The organism is Aeromonas sp. 25-248, from assembly GCF_053005425.1.
This window is the reverse complement of record NZ_JBRKTB010000002.1, coordinates 322,296-337,325: the sequence shown is the minus strand read 5'-3', so window position 1 is coordinate 337,325 and position 15,030 is coordinate 322,296. Positions and strand designations below refer to the sequence as shown.

14 protein-coding genes are annotated in these 15,030 nt (G+C 63.0%); 6 read left to right on the top strand and 8 right to left on the bottom strand.

Annotation, left to right across the window (positions count from 1 at the left end; translation table 11 throughout):
• Positions 1 to 69 precede the first annotated feature (69 nt).
• Positions 70 to 912, top strand: a complete 843-nt coding sequence (locus ACVDHI_RS04985; RefSeq protein WP_447211783.1) for an HNH endonuclease — start codon at positions 70 to 72, stop codon at positions 910 to 912.
• Positions 913 to 1,118: 206 nt separating this feature from the next.
• Here the strand turns inward: ACVDHI_RS04985 and ACVDHI_RS04980 are convergent, their stop codons facing one another.
• The 6 genes from ACVDHI_RS04980 to ACVDHI_RS04955 all read right to left on the bottom strand — a co-directional run bounded on the left by ACVDHI_RS04980 (position 1,119) and on the right by ACVDHI_RS04955 (position 9,225).
• Positions 1,119 to 1,676, bottom strand: a complete 558-nt coding sequence (locus ACVDHI_RS04980; protein WP_042015744.1) for a hypothetical protein — start codon at positions 1,674 to 1,676, stop codon at positions 1,119 to 1,121.
• 135 nt (positions 1,677 to 1,811) lie between these two features.
• Positions 1,812 to 4,619, bottom strand: coding sequence for an FAD-binding and (Fe-S)-binding domain-containing protein (locus ACVDHI_RS04975; RefSeq protein ID WP_447211782.1), 2,808 nt, complete (start codon positions 4,617 to 4,619; stop codon positions 1,812 to 1,814).
• Complete coding sequence (locus tag ACVDHI_RS04970) at positions 4,619 to 5,263, bottom strand: LutC/YkgG family protein (protein WP_447211781.1); 645 nt, start codon at positions 5,261 to 5,263, stop codon at positions 4,619 to 4,621. The genes ACVDHI_RS04975 and ACVDHI_RS04970 overlap by 1 nt, the downstream gene beginning before the upstream one ends.
• Before the next feature lies 1 nt (position 5,264).
• The gene (locus tag ACVDHI_RS04965; protein ID WP_447211780.1) at positions 5,265 to 6,701 is read right to left on the bottom strand and encodes a LutB/LldF family L-lactate oxidation iron-sulfur protein; all 1,437 of its coding nucleotides are present in this window, start codon (positions 6,699 to 6,701) and stop codon (positions 5,265 to 5,267) included.
• Complete coding sequence (locus ACVDHI_RS04960) at positions 6,694 to 7,515, bottom strand: (Fe-S)-binding protein (protein ID WP_368173413.1); 822 nt, start codon at positions 7,513 to 7,515, stop codon at positions 6,694 to 6,696. The genes ACVDHI_RS04965 and ACVDHI_RS04960 overlap by 8 nt, the downstream gene beginning before the upstream one ends.
• A gap of 12 nt (positions 7,516 to 7,527) precedes the next feature.
• Positions 7,528 to 9,225, bottom strand: a complete 1,698-nt coding sequence (locus tag ACVDHI_RS04955) for an L-lactate permease (RefSeq protein WP_447211779.1) — start codon at positions 9,223 to 9,225, stop codon at positions 7,528 to 7,530.
• A 61-nt stretch (positions 9,226 to 9,286) separates the two neighbouring features.
• On the opposite strand from ACVDHI_RS04955, the gene ACVDHI_RS04950 reads away from it, so the two are divergent.
• A complete protein-coding gene (locus tag ACVDHI_RS04950; RefSeq protein WP_080944316.1) occupies positions 9,287 to 10,264 on the top strand; it encodes a LysR family transcriptional regulator in 978 nt (325 codons plus the stop codon).
• Positions 10,265 to 10,279: 15 nt separating this feature from the next.
• Here the strand turns inward: ACVDHI_RS04950 and ACVDHI_RS04945 are convergent, their stop codons facing one another.
• Complete coding sequence (locus ACVDHI_RS04945; RefSeq protein ID WP_104452773.1) at positions 10,280 to 11,074, bottom strand: alpha/beta fold hydrolase; 795 nt, start codon at positions 11,072 to 11,074, stop codon at positions 10,280 to 10,282.
• Positions 11,075 to 11,180: 106 nt separating this feature from the next.
• On the opposite strand from ACVDHI_RS04945, the gene ACVDHI_RS04940 reads away from it, so the two are divergent.
• Genes ACVDHI_RS04940 through ACVDHI_RS04930 form a run of 3 tightly spaced genes read left to right on the top strand, consistent with a single transcriptional unit; the run spans position 11,181 to position 12,431 of the window.
• Positions 11,181 to 11,552 (top strand): MmcQ/YjbR family DNA-binding protein, encoded by a 372-nt coding sequence (locus ACVDHI_RS04940; protein ID WP_010674368.1) that lies wholly within the window; start codon positions 11,181 to 11,183, stop codon positions 11,550 to 11,552.
• 3 nt (positions 11,553 to 11,555) lie between these two features.
• Positions 11,556 to 12,035 (top strand): GNAT family N-acetyltransferase, encoded by a 480-nt coding sequence (locus ACVDHI_RS04935; RefSeq protein WP_227263574.1) that lies wholly within the window; start codon positions 11,556 to 11,558, stop codon positions 12,033 to 12,035.
• Between the two features lie 60 nt (positions 12,036 to 12,095).
• Entirely contained in the window at positions 12,096 to 12,431 is a 336-nt protein-coding gene (locus tag ACVDHI_RS04930) for a DUF3802 family protein (protein WP_201968844.1), read from the top strand.
• A 303-nt stretch (positions 12,432 to 12,734) separates the two neighbouring features.
• Here ACVDHI_RS04930 and msrA read toward each other — a convergent pair whose 3' ends face one another.
• Positions 12,735 to 13,367 (bottom strand): peptide-methionine (S)-S-oxide reductase MsrA, encoded by a 633-nt coding sequence (gene msrA, locus ACVDHI_RS04925; protein WP_010674365.1) that lies wholly within the window; start codon positions 13,365 to 13,367, stop codon positions 12,735 to 12,737.
• A 252-nt stretch (positions 13,368 to 13,619) separates the two neighbouring features.
• Here msrA and argA point away from each other — a divergent pair, with 252 nt between their 5' ends.
• Positions 13,620 to 14,948, top strand: coding sequence for an amino-acid N-acetyltransferase (gene argA, locus ACVDHI_RS04920; RefSeq protein WP_041215931.1), 1,329 nt, complete (start codon positions 13,620 to 13,622; stop codon positions 14,946 to 14,948).
• Positions 14,949 to 15,030: the final 82 nt, after the last annotated feature.

Sequence of the window (15,030 nt, the reverse complement as noted above, 5' to 3'; positions counted from 1 at the left end):
GTTCTGTATCACATTTCAATGTTAACGTTTTACGTATTATTATTTATTCAACAGCAAGTTGAGGAAAAAATGAAAGTTGAGGATTTAAAACCCAAAGAACGCCTGCGTATTATGGACCTAGTTTCTGAGGCGGGTATTGACGTAAGTGATTGGGCAAATTTCAAAGGTGGTGAGGGAAAGGCTGCATCTAACCCGAAGTATTGCTATGAATGGTCTTACGAGAACACGAATAAAAATATAATCGTGTTAAACCTTTGGTATGAAGACATTAAATTTTCAAATGGCAGCATTGTCCAGAGTTTGAACATGCGAAAGGTCGCCCAAAATGTCACAACTTCGCCACAATCAAGGCGAGCGATAAAAATGGATTTTTCCCTCCAAAAAGCAGCGCGTCAAAATTGGCCACTAAGGGTAATCATCTGTGATGGAGTCCAACACGAGCAAACAACGGGCCGTGTGAAGTCTACTGCAGAAACGCGCCTTCTTGATTCTGAACTTTGGTACGTTCAGTCTTATGATTCTGACAGCGGCGATTGCCTCCTTATTCGCAGTCAACCCGAGCCAAAATATGTTGACCAGTTCCAGCATTTGGAGTTACCTGAAGGTGAAGGGAAAAGAAAGGAAGTCACTGGAATGATCTTTCAACGGGACCCCAAAATCAGGAATTATGTGTTGACCAGGGCCAGGGGACTGTGTGAATGGTGTGGTGCCAAAGGCTTCGAGACACGGTCAGGCTCTATTTATCTGGAAACCCACCATATACAGCCACTCTCAGAGGGTGGAAGCGATGCAATCACTAATGTAATTGCACTCTGCCCGAGTCATCATCGTGAAGCTCACTTCGGTAACAAGGCTGATGACTTAAGAAGTAATTTTTTAAAATGCATCATGAAAACAAGCACTCAAATGTAATCAACGGATAGATTAACTATACCGTAGGCTCGATTTAGCCACGCCAATCGAGCCTACTATATAACCCTAAACCGATGTCCTGTATTGAACCTCACCCAACTCTGTATAACTTATTATCAGCATCTTCCATTAAATAACTCACGCATCGACCATCTGGCTAGATACAGTCGTCAACAACGGTCAATTGAAGTGCTCCAGCATGTCGATTACAACCCTCTTTCGCTTTCTGCCTTGATGGCGCCCAGTATCCGGCGCCGGATCAGGCCGCTGACGGGGCGGATCAGATACCAGTAAGGTGCGAATTTGAGGCGGCAGGCCAGATCCGGGCAGAACACCCTTGTCTGGGTGATCAACCGGGTGGTGCCGTTTGGCTGGCGGCTGGCCGAAAACCCCAGGGCGAGCTTGGCGACGCCTGGCGCCGCAAAGTCCAGATACGCCTGACTGTCCGCCATGGTCACCAGACCAAAGTCCGGCCGCCAGAACCGGCCGACAAGGCCGTAGAGCAGCGTGTTGTCGTCCTGGCTGTCGAGCGGCACGAATCTGTCCAAGCCAAAGGGAGGCGGGCTGGCGCTCTGTTGGCGGCCAAGAAGATGCCCAAGGCGCATCGGCACTTCCCGCAAGCCGATCAGGTGGCGAAAGGCCGGATCCGCTTCCGGTCGATAGTTGGCCGCCGCTTGGATGACGGTGTGCGGGTCGGCGGCAATGTCGCGAGCGTGCTCTTCACAGAAGTGATAGGCAGGCAGATAGTGGTTTAGCGGCGTCATCAATCCTTCCTTGCCATCGTTCGTATCAGCATCGGCCCCTTTCATAGCACGTAGCACCAGACAAGTCCCGTTTTTAAGCCACCTTGTTCACCCCATTGAAAACGGCAGGATAGTTATCCTGCCGTTTTTATTTTTCTATCTCGCCGCCTGATCCACCAGATAGAGGATGCTGTGATAGGGAATGCCAGCGTGCTGGCTAAGCCCCATTTCGCAGGTGCGGCTGTTGCTGAATCCCTGGCGGCAATCCCTGGGGACCTGGGCGGGCAGGCTGGCGAGGGCCGCGGCGTTGAGCTCCGGGGTCATCAACCCCTTGTCGCCGGCAAAGCCGCAGCACTGGATATGCTCAGGCACGATCACCTCCCGGGCACAGGCGCGGGCCACCGCCAGCATCTTATCGCCGAGCCCCATGCGCCGGCTGCTGCAGGTGATATGAAGCATCACGGTCTCATCGATGGGGGTCAGCTCAAGGTGGGGCAGCAGGTGTTCCAGCACAAAAGTGGAGGGCTCGAACACCCGAAGGCCCTTGCCGAGCGCCCCCGAGAGCAGTCGCTGCACACAGGGGCTGGTATCGAGCAGCACGGGCCAGCGCCCCTGCTCGCTTGCCTGCCACAGCGCCGCCGCCAGCTCACTGCGCTTGGCCGCAGCCACCTCGCTCATACCCTTGCTGTCATAGGGCATGCCGCAGCAGAGCCCCTCAACTCTCTCCGGCACGATGACCCGGCAGCCCGCTTTATTGAGCAGAGATAACACCACGTCCGGCAGTGACGGGGCCTCCTCCTGCTGGCCGAACACCCGGCTGGCGCAGGATGGCAGATAGACCACGGCGCGATCCTCTCCAATGTCCTCGCTGGATCCGCCATGGCTCCCCTCCCCTTGCGGCCACCGGTAGCGGCTCGGCCCCGGCAGGGTGGGCAGCCAGGCGGGTGTGCGCTGGCCGCTCAGATGGCGAACCCCGTTCACCAACCCTGCCAGCGCTTTGTCTCCCAGAAGCTTGCCGGCAATGGATTTGAGGCCCAACGCACTGCGGGCGGTGCGGGTCACGCCAGCGAAGTGATCGGCGCTCCATCGGGCGATGGGCACGAAGCGCTGGTACTTTTCGCTGCGCAGCTTCTTGATCAGGCTGCCGGTGTTGATGCCCACCGGGCAGCGATCGGCGCACAGCCCGGTGGCGGCACAGGTCTCAATCCCCTGATAGTCAAACAGCCGGGCAAGATCCCCTGCCACTTCACCGCTGCGACCACGGCGTGACAACTCCCGATAGAGCACGATGCGCTGGCGCGGCGACAGTGACAGGGTGCGCGAGGGGCAGACCGCCTCGCAAAAGCCGCACTCGATGCACGGATCCACGATGGCATCGCTCGCCGGCATGGGCTTGAGATGGGCCAGGTGGGCCTTGGGGTCGTCGTTGATGATGACGCCGGGATTGAGCAAGCCATCGGGGTCCAGCAACGCCTTGATGCGCCGCATCAGCGCCATCCCCTCCGGCCCCCATTCCAGCTCCACATAGGGGGCCATGTTGCGGCCGGTGCCGTGCTCGGCCTTGAGCGACCCGCCAAAGCGCACGGCGACCAGCTCCGCCACCGCATCCATAAAGGCGCCGTAGCGGGCCACCTGGGCCGGCTCGTCGAACCCCTGGGTAAAGACGAAGTGCAGGTTCCCCTCCAGCGCGTGGCCGAAGATGATGGCTTCACCGTATTCGAAGCGATCGAACAGGGCTTGCAGCCCCGCCACCCCTTGCGCCAGACGTTCGATGGGAAAGGCGACATCCTCGATGATGACGGTGGTGCCGGTGGTGCGCACCGCCCCCACCGCCGGGAAGAGCCCCTTGCGAATGGCCCAGAGGCCGGCGCTGTCGACGGTAAAAGGCACCGAGGCGACCTGAGCGAACTCGGCCGCCATGGCCGTCACCTGCTCGCAGCGATCCACCAACTCCTCTTTCGATTCCCCATGCACCTCCACAAGCAGGGCGCAGGCGGCCAGATCCAGCGTCTTGATAAAGTCCGGCAGGCCGGGTTTGCCCGCCACCGAGCGCAGGGATCGCCCATCCATCAGCTCCACCGCCGCCACCGGCGCACTTTTCAGGCGCGAAGTGGCCAGACACGCCTGCTCGGCGTCTCGAAACACCAGCAGGGCCGAGGCCTTGTGGGGGTATTCGGGCACGGTATCGAGCACCACCTCGGCGATAAAGCCGAGGGTCCCCTCCGAGCCGATCATCAGGTGGGTGAGGATATCGACAGGGTCCTCATGGTCGAGCAGGGCGTTGATGGCGTAGCCGGTGGTGTTCTTGAGCCGGTACTTGTGGCGGATCTTGGCGGCAAGCTCGGCATTCGACAGCACCTCGGCGCGCAGGGCGGCGAGCCCCGAGAGCAGCTCCGGGCGCCTGGCCGCCAAGGCAGCGCGGCTCTGGGGATCGCAGCTCTCCAGCACGGTGCCATCGGCCAGCAGCAGGGTCATGGCGTGCAGGGTGTGGTAGCTGTTGTGGGCGGTGCCGCAGCACATGCCGCTCGCGTTGTTGGCGGCGATGCCGCCGAGCTTGCAGGCGTTGATGGAGGCGGGATCCGGCCCAATCTTTCGCCCCAGGGGCGCCAGATAGCGGTTGGCATCGGCGCCGATCACCCCGGGTTGCAAGGCAATGCGCTCGCCATCGTCCAGAACGCGGTGGCCACGCCAGCTGTCGGTCAGGGTGATGAGCACCGAATCGCTCAGGGCCTGGCCCGAGAGGCTGGTGCCGGCGGCGCGAAAGGTGCACGGCAGGCCCAATTCGCGGCACACCGACAGCACGAAGCGCACTTCATCCAAAGAATCGAGGCGCACGATGCGCTCTGGCACCAGGCGGTAGAAGCTCGCGTCCGTGCCGTGGGCCAATCGCAAGTCCGGGTCGCTCACCAGCCGCTCCTGCGGGATGCGCGAGAGCACGGCTGCGTCAAATTCATTCCAGCGCATCAGCAATCCTCCACCAGCACCACCAGCAGGCGGCTCGGGCCGTGGGCGCCGTAGGCCAGGGTCTGCTGGATGTCGGCGGTCTTGGAGGGGCCGGAGACCAGCAGCAGATTGGTGGGCATGGCCTGCTGCCAGCGCCCGGCCGCCACCAGCCCCGCCAGGTTGTCGGCGATGGTGGAAGCCGCCAGCAGGGCGATATGGCAGGGGGGCACCAAGGACAAGGTGCGCGGCTCGCCGCCATCCGGCAGCAACACGAGCGTGCCGGTATCGGCGATGGCGCCAGCGCAGTGGGTGATGCCCGCCTGACAGGCATCGAACAGCACGTCTTTCCAGCTCGCGAACTCGCCAGAGGGGGTCAACACAGATCGCCCGGCGCAAGCCGCCGCGACCGCCGCCTGCCAGCGACCGCCCTGGCCACAGGCCAGATGCGTCACGCCTTCTTGATCCAACCAGGCGGCCAGATCCCGGGCCAGGTTTGCCTGTTGGACTGTGAGGATCTCGGCGTGGCTGGCGCTGATCCCGGCAACAAAGCGCTCGCGCCGTGCCTGATCATCCTCCCCGCGCCAGGGCTGCCAGCCATGGGGGGCGTGGGCAATGGGGGTGGCGGCGCCGCGCAGGCGGCTCAATATGGCCTCTTTGCTCGACATCTCAGGACTCCTTCTTCTTCTGGCGCAGCAGGGCGTGCAGGCTCTGGGGGGCGGGTTTGGGGGCTTCGCGGCACTGGGTCCAGGGGCCCAGGTGTTTGGGCATCAAGCCCCGCAGGCGACCGGCCACCCCGGTTGCGGCGTGGTAGAGGCGCGGGTGGGTGGCGGCAAAGGCAAAGCCCTGCATGGCAAGGGTCTCGAGCCGGCTTTTGGCCGTCCCCTGCCCCGCCAGCGGTTCGTGACCGGGCTGTGCGTCGTGCTTGGCCTCCCGGCGCAGGCGCTGCAACAGGTCGGGAATGGGGATGCGCACCGGGCACACCTCGCCGCAGGCACCGCACAGGCTCGATGCCGTCACCAGATCGCTCGTGCTCTCCAGCCCCAGCAGATGGGGGGAGACTATCTTGCCGATGGGGCCCGGGTAGATAGTGCCGTAGGCGTGGCCGCCGATGCGGGTGTAGACCGGGCAGTGGTTCATGCAGGCGCCGCAGCGGATGCACTGCAAGGTCTTGCGCAGCTCCTCGTCCCGATAGGCCTGGCTGCGGCCGTTGTCCAGCAGCACCAGGTGCACCTCGTCCGGGCCGTCCAGCTCCCCAACCCGGCGCGGGCCGCTGATGACGTTGAAGTAGGTGGTGATGGCCTGCCCGGTGGCCGAGCGGGTCAGGGCGCTGTAGAGGGGCGGCACATCGGATAAGCACTCCACCACCTTCTCGATGCCGGTGATGGCCACGTGCACTTTCGGCACAGTGGTGCACATGCGCCCGTTGCCCTCGTTCTCGACGAGGCACAGGCTGCCAGTCTCGGCCACCGCGAAGTTGACGCCGGAGAGCCCCATGCCGGCGCGGCGAAACTCTTCGCGCAAGGCCCGCCGTCCGGTCTGGATCAGCTCGTCCACGTCGGTGGTAGGGGTGAAATCTGCCAGATTGCCGGCGAAGGTATCGCTCACCTCCTGCTTGTTCTTGTGGATGGCGGGCATGATGATGTGGGACGGGGTGTCACCGTCGAGCTGGACGATAAACTCCCCCATGTCGCTCTCAAGGCAGCGGATGCCGTGGCGCGCCATCTCGTGGTTGAACCCCACCTCCTCGCTCACCATGGACTTGCCCTTGACGATGCTGCTCACCCCGTGTTGCTGGGCGATGCCGAGGATGATGGCGTTGGCCTCGGCCGGCGTCTGGGCCCAGTGCACCCGGATGCCGTTGCGCTCACAGTTGGCTTCGAGCTGCACCAAAAGGTCCGGCAGGCGCGAGAGACAGCGCAGGCGGATTTGTTCCGCCGCATCGCGCACCGCCGCTTCTTCCTGCGGGTCGGCGAAGGCATCCCGGCGCTTGGCGCGCAGGTAATCCATGGCGCCGCGAAAATTCTGGCGCAGCACGGGGTCGGCCAGGGCCGCCTCGGCCTGGGGATGGAAGCGGCGCGGCGAATACTTGGCGTGATCAGACATGGGGCAGGGCCTCTTTGGTATGAGCCAAATCGCTAACAGCGGCGCCGTTATGAGCTATTTCGTCACTGTCGGGGCGGCTGTGGGCGAGCAGGAAGCTCGCCAGGTGGGTGGCAGGCAAGATCCTGCCCTGATAGGCCAGGGATCCCTTGATGTTCAAGAGGCACCCCCAGTCGGCGCTCACCAGGGTGTCGGCGCCGGTCGCCAGCAGGTGGCGGGTCTTGTCCTCCACCATGGCCTGGCTGATGTGGGGATGGCGCACCGAGAAGGTGCCGCCAAAGCCGCAGCACTCGCTCTCGTAGGCCTGCTCATGCAAGGTGACGCCATCGAGCTGCCCCAGCAGGCTGCGGGCCGTGGTGTGTACCTGCATCTCGCGCCGGGCCGAGCAGGAGGTGTGCATGACGATGCTCGCCTCCCCCACCCCGTGCCAGCGCACCCGGCAGACCCGGGCCAGAAACTCGGTGAGCTCGAACACCCGATCGCAAAAATCGGCCACCTCGGGGCTCTCGGGGAAGAGGCGGCGGTAGTGGTGGTGCATCATGCCGCCGCAGGAGCCCGACAGCACCACCACCGGCCAGGGCTCGGGGAAGAGCGCCATCTGGCTTTGCGCCACCTTGCGCGCCTCCTCCTCGTGACCCGAGGTGTAGGCCGGCTGCCCGCAGCAGGTCTGCTTCTCGACAAAGTGCACCCTTATCCCTTCCCGCTCGATCAGGGCGATGGCATCGAGCCCCGCCACCGGGTCGAACAGGTCCACCAGACAGGTGGCGTAGAGATAGACATCGGCCGGCTTGGCCGGGTAGACCCGCATTACCTTCATCACTTGCTCTCCTTACTTGAGCTGCAGCAGTGCGTCCGAGATGTGGAAGCTGTACATGAGCACCAGCCCGATAAGGCCGGTGACCAGCAGGTAGTAGAGGGTCGGCAGCGCCGTCTTGCGCAGCGTCGCCCCCTCACGGCCGAGCAGCCCCACGGTGGCCGAGGCCGCCACCACGTTGTGAATGGCGATCATGTTGCCCGCAGCGGCGCCGACTGCCTGCAGCGCCAGCATGGCGGCGGTGGAGACCCCCAGGGTCTGGGCCACCTCGAACTGGAACTGGCTGAACATCATGTTCGATACCGTGTTGGATCCGGCGATGAAGGCCCCCAGCGCGCCGATGGTGGCGCTGAGCGCAGGGAAGAACTCCCCCACCAGCCCGGCGGCAAAGTTGGCGGTGGTCACCGGCATGCTGGCAAGATCCGCCCCGTTGACGCCGGAGTTGATGAAGATGCGCACCATGGGCACGGTGAAAATCAACACGAAGCCGGCGCCGATCAGGGTGCGGCTGGACTCCCCCAATGCCCGCCCGAAGGGGGCGAGGGAGCGCGATTGCAGCCAGGTGGCGAGCAGGGCGCAGAGCACCAGCAGGCCCCCCGGCAGGTAGAGCGGCTCAATGGAGGCGCTGACCCCCTTCTCCCCCAAAAGGTCTGTGAAGGCGAGGCTCACCGACAGGAGGCTTGCCTTGAATGCCGGGCTCACCCGGCTCGCCACCAGCAGGAGCGCCAGCGCCACATAGGGGAGCCAGGCCAGCATGAGCGACATGGGGCGGCCGGCGGCCTCTTTGAGATCGAGCTTCAAGGAGCCCAGCCACTCGGCGGGCCACTCGTTCTCGGGGGCGAAATCCCAGGAGTTCTTGGGCACCAGAAAACCGGCTCGCGCCGCCGTCACCACCAGGGCCAGCCCCACCAGACCGCCGATGAGGGACGGGAACTCGGGGCCGAGCAGCATGCCGGTGAGGGCATAAGGGACGGTGAAGGCGAGCCCGGCGAAAATCGCGAAGGGCAGGATGGAGAGCCCCTCGGTCCAGCTGCGGTTGCGGCCGAAGAAGCGGGTCAGCATCATCACCATCAGCACCGGCATCAGGGTGCCGACGGTGGCGTGAATGAGGGCCACGTTGGTGGTCACCTGCTGCAGGTAGATGTCCCAGCTGCTGCCACCGGCGCTCAGGGTCTGGCCGATGGCCTGGTTATCCAGCCCCTTGTTGATGCCCACCAGGATGGGGGTGCCCACCGCGCCAAACGACACCGGGGTGGACTGGATCATCATGCCGAGCAGCACGGCGGCGAGCGCCGGAAAGCCGATGGCCACCAGCAGCGGCGCGGCGATGGCGGCCGGAGTGCCAAAGCCCGAGGCCCCTTCGATAAAGGCGCCGAAGCACCAGGCGATGATGATGGCCTGGATGCGCCTGTCCGGCGAGATGTTGGTAAAACCGCCGCGAATGGTGCTGATGGCGCCGGTGTGTTTGAGGGTGTTGAGCATCAGGATGGCGCCGAACACGATCCAGAGCACGGTCACCGTGATCACCAGCCCCTGCAGGGTGGAGGCAAAGACCCGGGTCGGGCTCATCTGCCAGCCCCAGAGGGCGATGAACACGGTCAACAGGAAGGCGACGGGCATGGCGCGCTTGGCGGGCCAGTTGAGGCCGACCAGCAGCACGGCGGCCACCAGGATCGGCGAGAAGGCCACCAGGGCCAGCAGGGTGTCTGTCATCATTGCGTCCTTGTCCAGAGGGGTGCAGAGGCGCACCTTGTTGTTGTTTTGTTAAACGGACGTGACCTTACCCTGTTCCTTTTTCGCGATATATGGAAATAATGAACAACATTCGTTCCAAAAGTTGATCAATATGGCCAGTACCGACGACCTCATCCTCTTCGCCCAGGTGGTGGAGGCCGGATCCTTCAGCAAGGTAGCGGAACAAAATTCCCTGACAAATTCAGTGGTTAGCAAGCGGATCGGGCGTCTTGAAGAGGAGCTCGGGGTGCAGCTCCTCTATCGCACCACCCGCCGGCTCACCCTGAGCGAGGCGGGCAAGGCGCTCTATCAGGGTGCCAAAAATGTGAAGGCCGCCGCACTGGATGCCTTCGACGCGGTGGCGGGATTTGGTGAAAAGGTGAGCGGTCATGTGCGGATGTCGGTGCCCACCATCTCGGGGGAGCTCTTGCTCGCCGATGCGGTGGCCGATTTTTGCCAGCAGCACCCGGGGCTCACGGTGGAGATGTCGCTGGACAACCGCTTCGTCAACCTGGTGGAAGAGGGGTTCGACCTGGTCATTCGCACCGGCTATCTGGATGACTCGAGCCTGATTGCCCGCCACATTCTCGACTCCCAGTGGGTGATCTGCGCCGCCCCCGCCTATGTGCGCCGCTTCGGGGCGCCGCGGGAGCCATCAGACTTGCTCACCCACAACTGCCTGCGCTACGCCTACCAGAGCACGGGGGCCTCGGAGTGGGCCTTCAAGGGGGAAGAGGGCAACTATCTGGTGTCGGTGTCGGGGAGCTTTTCAACCGACAACGCCGGAGCCCTGCGCAAGGCGGCGCTGGGGGGACGCGGCATCGTCTATGTGCCGCGCTGTCTGGTCTATCACGACCTGATGCAGGGGGATCTGGTGGACTTGTTTCCCGACCGGGTGGGCAAGAAGCTCGGCATCTACGCCGTCTACCCCTTCACCCGCCAGCCGCCGCGCAAGATAAGGCTGCTCATCGAGCACATCCGCCAGCGCTATCTGGAGATTGGCCACTACTTCCTCTGAGGCCCTTGTCGGGCTTCAAAGAGCGGACGACGCCGCCTGACGGGAGAGAAACGCCAGGGACTGGCGGTTGAAGTGATCCGGCTGCTCCACGTTGCAGACGTGGCCGCACTTTTCGATGATTTCGAGGCAACTGTAAGGGTCGCGGGCCACCTGCTCGCGCACCGGGGCGAGGAACATGTGATCCTCCTCCCCCATCACGTAGAGGGTGGGAATGGGCAGGGCCCGCTCGCGAAAGTAGCGCATCAGGGGGTTCACCTCGGTGGCGAGACGGAACCAGCGCTTGAACTCCTTCTGGCACAGCTTGCGAGCCTCGCGCACGAAGAGGTTGCGGGACTCCTGATGGTGCTGGCGCGGCATGATGATGAAGGCGAACAGGCGGTAGAGCCACATGTAGGGCAGGAAGTGCTGGCCGAGGCGGCCAAGCTGCACCAGCACCCGGGAGCGGATGTCGAGACGCAGGATGGCGCCGCCGAGCACCATGCTCTTGACCCGCTCGGGGCGAAGCTCCGCCAGGTGGCGGATGAGGATGGTGCCAAGGGAGATGCCGACAAAATGGGCGTGGGGGATGCGCAGGTGATCCAGCAGGCGCAGGATGTCCTCGGTCACGGCCCGAAAGCTGTAGTGCCCCTTTACCACCTGCTGCAGCTGGTTGGACTGGCCGTGACCACGAAGGTCCAGCAGCAGCACGTTGAAGTGCTCCCGGTAGGCCCGCAACTGCTTGAACCAGATGGAGGAGCTGCCGCCCGCACCGTGCACGAACACCACCCAATCCCGATCGGGACCCAGTTCAAAGGTCTTGTGGTACAACATCTCATGGGCTCCCGGGGTGATGGGGGGTATACTCGGCGCGCATATTAACAGAAGGCTCACCCCGGTGAACATGCTTCCACCATGATCGGACCAGCCTGGAGTCCCCATGACCCTCGTTCAATTGCGTGAATTTTTGCTCAGCCAGCCCGGCGCCACCGAGGACACCCCCTTCGGCCCGGAGATCCTGGTCTACCGCATCGCCGGCAAGATGTTTGCCCTGGTGGACTGGCAGGCGGAGCCCCTCTCCATCAACCTGAAGTGCGAACCCGAGCTCGCCCTGCTGCTGCGGGAGATCCACCCCGAGGTGAAACCGGGCTGGCACATGAACAAGCAGCACTGGAACACGGTGACCCTGAGTGAAGGCCTGTCTGACGATCTCTGGCAGGGCTGGATAGTCCACTCCTATGAGCGGGTGGTGGCGGGTCTGCCCAGGGCGAAGCGGCCCCAGGCTCCCCGCGCGACCATCAGGGAGGATTGACCCATGCCGTCTCTTTCTTCTCCTCGCATCGTCCCCCTCGAGGAGGCGCACATACCAAGGCTGCTGGATCTGTTCGAGCAGTCGGTACGCCGCCTGGGGCCTGCGCACTACAGCCCGGAGCAGGTGGAGCAGTGGGCCAGGGGCGCCCATCACCCGGGGCTTGCCAGCCAGTTGCGCGAGCACCATGGCTGGGTCATCGAGCAAGACGATGTGCCCCTTGGCTTTGCCACCCTGAGCGATGACGGTCATCTCAGCCTGCTCTACGTGAGCCCGGATCATCCGCGCCAGGGGCTTGGCACCCTGCTGCTGGAGCGGGTGCTGGCAGCCGCCAGCCAGATGGGGCTTGGCAGCCTCACCACGGAGGCGAGCGCCTTCAGCCTCGCCCTCTTCCTGCGTCACGGCTTCCTGCTGACCGGATTGGAGACGGTGGAGCGCGGCGGTGTCCAATTTATCCGCCATCGGCTCCACTGCCGCTTGCCATGACGGGTTCAGCCACTAAAATACGCACCATTTCCCCAAGGCAATGAAGAAAGGGCAGCCATCATGGTGGTAGAGAGCGACGGTTACATTGCGCTGATCGAGTATCTGGTAGAGAGTCTGGGTCTGTTCGAGAGCCAGCAACAAGGCGGCGGCGTCCAGACCATCGAGGATCTGGTGAGCAGCCGGGTGGCCGACAACCTGATGGCCATCTGCGAGCAGAACCCCCAGCTCGACCCCAAGGTGCGCTTCCTGATCATGCAGGAGGCCGATGCCGTGGTCGCCGATCTGGAAGAGGTGCTCTCCGCCGTCTGGTTGTCCGCCCCCAGCGAAGCCCAGCAAGCCTTCCTCATCGAGTTCATCGACCTCATCAAGAACCTGTTCGACAGCACCATCGGCTGACCCCGCCCCTGCCGTGACGGCAAGGGGACGAGATGCAATGAGGCGAGGAGTGAGGCGGGACGCCCAATGAAAAGGGCCGCCTCATCGGGCAGCCCTGCTTGCTAGCATTGTCAATTCATCGCGCTTGTCAGAGTAATGAATTTCGGGGCAAAAAAATGTGTCTGGTCTTGGCAACCATCCGTGGTCGCTACCCTATTGGTCAGCCAGGGTTCAGTTTAGTTCCCCACCTGACGCATTTTTTTCAATTATTTTTCATCACAATGACACGGGGGCCTGATGGCCCCCGTGGTATGCAATGACGCCTCAGCGATTCAGGCTGGGAGGCAGGCAGACGCCGATGCCCCCCAGGCCGCAATACCCCTCGGGATTCTTCTCCAGATATTGCTGGTGATAATCCTCGGCGTAATAGAAGGGGGCCAGCGGCAGGATGCGGGTGGTGATGGTTCGCCCGTCACCGCTCGCCGTCATGGCCTGCTGGTAGGCGGCCAGGCTCTGCTGGGCAATCGCCTCCTGGGTGTCGTCCCCGACGAAGATGACGGAGCGATACTGGGTGCCGATGTCGCCACCCTGGCGCATCCCCTGGGCCGGATCATGGTGTTCCCAGAACAGCTTGACGAGATCCCCATAGCTGATGACCTTGGGATCGAACACCACCTGCACCGTCTCGGCGTGGCCGGTCAGGCCGCTGCACACCTCCTTGTAGGTGGGATTGGGGGTCAGCCCCCCCTGATACCCGGCGGCGGTGGAATAGACCCCGGGCTGCTGCCAGAACAGACGCTCCACACCCCAGAAACAGCCCATGCCGAACCAGGCAAGCTCCATCCCCTCGGGCCAGGGCCCCTGGGTCGGGTGGCCGTTTACTGCGTGCACCTGGCCAATCTCCAGCGCTTCCCGCCGTCCCGGCAGCGCCTCTGCCGGTGAAATAATCTGCTCCATATGCCCTGTCCTTGTATAAAACCCCGCGCAATGCGGCTGACGAAAAGGAACACCGAAGATATCAGGTTATAAGCCCGGATCAACCAGGGAGCGGCCCCCGGGGCGACCCTCCCGCCCTCGCCTGCGTCTTCCCCTCCCCACCCGCACTGGTCAAAATGGCGACAAAAAAACACCAAGTCGATATTTAGTCTTGATTTGTGAATTTATTTTCATATATTGGGCGAATTGCTGCTTTTTTATGGAATGAAACACGTGCGTGAACGCGAACCCAGCCTGGTCCATGCCTTTCGGCAATCCACCCCCTATGTCAATGTGCACCGGGGTGCCACCTTCGTCCTGATGATCGGCGGGGAAGCCATTTGTCACCCCAATTTCGCCAACATCGTCAGCGACATCGCCCTGCTGCAGACCTTGGGGATCCGCCTGGTACTGGTGTTTGGTTCGCGTCCGCAAAATGACGAGGCCCTGGCCCGTGCCGGCATCCAGGCCCAGTATCACAAGCGGATCCGGGTCACCGACGATGCCAGTTTCGCCATCATCAAGCAGGTGTGCGGCGGTCTGCAATACGACATCACCGCCCAGCTCTCCATGGGCCTCGCCAACACCCCCATGCAGGGGGCCCGCATCAGCGTGGTGAGTGGCAACTTCGTCACCGCCCAGCCGCTGGGTGTGGATGACGGCATCGACTTCTGCCACAGCGGCCGGGTGCGTCGCATCGATGTGGAGGGGATCACCCGCCAGCTGGATCAGCACGGCCTGGTGCTCATCTCCCCCATTGGCTGCTCGGTCACCGGCGAGAGCTTCAACCTGAGCTCGGAAGAGGTAGCCCGCCGGGTGGCGGTGGATCTCAAAGCCGACAAGCTCATCTGCTTCAGCAGCACCCAGGGGGTAATGGACAGGCACGGGGAGGCCATCTCCGAGCTCTTCCCCGAGCAGGCCGAAGAGCTGCTGGTGGCGCTGGAGCAAGCGGGGGAAGAGATGTCAGGCACCGCCCGCTACCTGCGCGCGGCCATCGCCTCCTGCCGGGGTGGCGTGCCCCGCTCCCACCTGGTGAGCTATCAGGACGACGGCGCCATGCTGCAGGAACTGTTCAGCCGCGAGGGGCTGGGTACCCAGATCGTGCGCGAAAGCGCCGAGCGGGCGAGGGCCGCCACCATTGAGGACATCGGCGGCATCCTGGATCTCATCCGTCCGCTGGAGGAGGAAGGGATCCTGGTGCGCCGCTCCCGGGAGCAGCTGGAGATGGAGATAGACAAGTTCACCATCATCGAGCGGGACGGCCTCATCATCGGCTGCGCAGCGCTCTACTGCTTCATGGAAGAAGCCATGGCCGAGATGGCCTGCGTCGCCATCCACCCGGAGTATCGCAACTCCAACCGGGGGGACACCCTGATCGCCAAGGTGGCCGAGCGGGCCAAGCGGCTCGGCATCCGTCGCCTGTTCGTGCTCACCACCCGCTCCATCCACTGGTTCCGGGAGCGGGGCTTCGATCCCCTGGAAGTCGAAGATCTGCCGGTGGAGCGCCAGCGCTTCTACAACTGGCAGCGTCGCTCCAAGGTTTTGTCCAAGACCATTTCGTAACTGATTGATCTTGTGCCTGGTTACCGTCAATTTTGTTCTTTTTTACGAACTCGATTGACAGTGCAATCCAGACCAAGGTATT

Excerpts from the sequence above, each read along its gene's own strand:
- ACVDHI_RS04985 (WP_447211783.1), top strand. The coding sequence starts at position 70 with ATGAAAGTTGAGGATTTAAAACCCAAAGAACGCCTGCGTATTATGGAC.
- ACVDHI_RS04980 (WP_042015744.1), bottom strand. The coding sequence starts at position 1,676 with ATGACGCCGCTAAACCACTATCTGCCTGCCTATCACTTCTGTGAAGAG.
- ACVDHI_RS04975 (WP_447211782.1), bottom strand. The coding sequence starts at position 4,619 with ATGCGCTGGAATGAATTTGACGCAGCCGTGCTCTCGCGCATCCCGCAG.
- ACVDHI_RS04970 (WP_447211781.1), bottom strand. The coding sequence starts at position 5,263 with ATGTCGAGCAAAGAGGCCATATTGAGCCGCCTGCGCGGCGCCGCCACC.
- ACVDHI_RS04965 (WP_447211780.1), bottom strand. The coding sequence starts at position 6,701 with ATGTCTGATCACGCCAAGTATTCGCCGCGCCGCTTCCATCCCCAGGCC.
- ACVDHI_RS04960 (WP_368173413.1), bottom strand. The coding sequence starts at position 7,515 with ATGAAGGTAATGCGGGTCTACCCGGCCAAGCCGGCCGATGTCTATCTC.
- ACVDHI_RS04955 (WP_447211779.1), bottom strand. The coding sequence starts at position 9,225 with ATGACAGACACCCTGCTGGCCCTGGTGGCCTTCTCGCCGATCCTGGTG.
- ACVDHI_RS04945 (WP_104452773.1), bottom strand. The coding sequence starts at position 11,074 with ATGTTGTACCACAAGACCTTTGAACTGGGTCCCGATCGGGATTGGGTG.
- ACVDHI_RS04940 (WP_010674368.1), top strand. The coding sequence starts at position 11,181 with ATGACCCTCGTTCAATTGCGTGAATTTTTGCTCAGCCAGCCCGGCGCC.
- ACVDHI_RS04935 (WP_227263574.1), top strand. The coding sequence starts at position 11,556 with ATGCCGTCTCTTTCTTCTCCTCGCATCGTCCCCCTCGAGGAGGCGCAC.
- ACVDHI_RS04930 (WP_201968844.1), top strand. The coding sequence starts at position 12,096 with ATGGTGGTAGAGAGCGACGGTTACATTGCGCTGATCGAGTATCTGGTA.
- msrA (WP_010674365.1), bottom strand. The coding sequence starts at position 13,367 with ATGGAGCAGATTATTTCACCGGCAGAGGCGCTGCCGGGACGGCGGGAA.